Consider the following 2,015-nt stretch of genomic DNA (forward strand, 5'->3'; position numbering starts at 1 on the left):
ATGAAGAAAATAGCAAAGAAAATCCTAGTTACGGTGTCTTTAATTTTGACGCTAATCGGTAGCCTTACTTTTGTGATGACTTATCAAAATATCGGCTTTGGCGAAAAGTTTTTTTATCAATGGATAGTGTCGACATTATTAGCAGCCACTACTATGGCTCCAATAGGATTCATGATGATTACAGTCATCAGTAAAATTGCTCTTCTTATTTTCCCCAATGTCTCAGAAGCAAAGCGTAACGTTGCTATTGGTGTCGCAATGGCATTGGTAATGGAAGGTATTATGGCATTAGTAACAACCCTTAATAACATTGGATTTACGGCATTATCAGAACTCATTACAGCTTGGTGGAGTGCGCTAATTATTGCTCTACCACTAGGACTACTAATCTCTTTGATGATGACAACATTAGTTAAACCTAAGCTTGAACGGTACCTAGCTAGATAGATAGAATATTTACATAGAATAATACGGAATTGAGTGTGATTATGATGAGATACAAACATGTAAAAGCTGGCGATGCCGAAAGATACAATCTTAACCAAGGTGAAATAACTTCAATTCTTGCCTCTGGTGTTGACACAGATTATCGAGTTTCCATCTTTGATAGCATGCTTCCTAAAGGCAATGAAGCTCCTTGGCATTACCATGAAATTGATGATGAAATATTTTATCTGATTTCAGGAGAAATTGAGTTTGGCGTAGAGAATGAGGAGTTTGTTGCACGTGCTGGCGATCTTGTTATTGCAGGGCCTAATGTAAAAAGGCGTTTTAAGGCTATCATTGATAGCCATTTACTCGTCATCAATGCACCATCTGGCCCATCGGAGTGTTTTATTAGAGATATTTCAAAATTCAACCAGGATAATTTACCAACTGATTCAGACAAGCAGATGTTTATAGATAAATACAAAATTTACATACTCTAACAATATAATATTACTAGGTTTAACAAAAGTTTCTGATGGGTTTTTCGTTGCACTTAAAATCAGTCGCAAATGCGGATATTTTCGCATATTCGATAGCCATCTATTTTATCATCGAAATCCTATTAACTAAAACCACTTTTCTAACTCACTTCAGTCCAAATGTGAGTTATCTGACCCACACTCAAGGTGCTGCAAATAACATTGCTATAACGCCATATCACCTAAACAATTCTCGACTAAAAAATCTTATCGTTAGGCACAGATAAAGTTCAGGATTTAAACAAAAGTTTGTTATACTCCGCGGCCGCTTATCGATGGCGCTCAATTGGGTGTATCATTCAAGCTTAACGTTTTTCAACTATCCTAAGACGTTAATCAACCCAGTTAAGCATAAGTTCAGCCATTTAATAATGGCTATCGGCCCAAATATTCTAGATTGACCTTGTGGAGCTAACTTAGCTTGCTACAACTTAATCGCTTTGTTTTGATGTACATACAGGAACCGCACCATGAAATTCGAATCTTTTAGCTTCGCCCCAGAAATATTACGCGCGATCGCTGAGTGCGGTTATCAATCTATGACGCCAATTCAACAACAAGCGATTCCGGCAATCCGTCGTGGTGAAGATGTCCTAGCAAGCGCTCAAACAGGCACGGGTAAAACAGCAGCATTTGCACTGCCTATATTACAAAGAATGTGTGATAACCCAAAAGAGACGATGCCGTCTAACACTCGTACCTTAATTCTGACTCCAACTCGTGAGCTTGCCGCACAGGTTGCAGACAACATTAGCGCTTACAGTAAGCATCTTAATTTAACGGTATTAACCATTTATGGTGGCGTTAAAATAGAGACCCAATCACAAAAACTTAAACGCGGTGCCGACGTTATTGTTGCTACACCAGGTCGTTTACTTGAACACATTGTGGCGTGTAACTTAAGTTTGTCGAATGTTGAGTTTTTAGTACTCGATGAAGCCGACCGTATGCTTGATATGGGCTTTAGTGCTGACATTAAAAAGATTCTCCAAGCAGTAAACAAAAAGCGTCAAAACATGTTGTTCTCTGCGACCTTCTCTTCTGAGG

The 2,015-nt window shown here is 38.6% G+C and carries 3 protein-coding genes; all 3 read left to right on the forward strand.

Translation table 11 applies throughout. From position 1 onward, the window contains the following. On the forward strand, window positions 1–447 hold a 447-nt coding region (locus CXF78_RS15335; protein ID WP_011638510.1), incomplete at its 5' end, for a DUF2798 domain-containing protein. Window positions 448–488: 41 nt separating this feature from the next. Next, window positions 489–929, forward strand: a complete 441-nt coding sequence (locus CXF78_RS15340; protein ID WP_257984926.1) for a cupin domain-containing protein — start codon at window positions 489–491, stop codon at window positions 927–929. A 509-nt stretch (window positions 930–1,438) separates the two neighbouring features. Beyond that, window positions 1,439–2,015 (forward strand): DEAD/DEAH box helicase (locus CXF78_RS15345; RefSeq protein WP_145991481.1); only part of this gene is annotated, 577 nt, incomplete at its 3' end.

It is taken from the genome of Shewanella sp. 11B5, from assembly GCF_002836795.1.
Lineage (GTDB): Bacteria > Pseudomonadota > Gammaproteobacteria > Enterobacterales > Shewanellaceae > Shewanella > Shewanella frigidimarina.

Excerpts from the sequence above, each read along its gene's own strand:
- CXF78_RS15340 (WP_257984926.1), top strand. The coding sequence starts at position 489 with ATGATGAGATACAAACATGTAAAAGCTGGCGATGCCGAAAGATACAAT.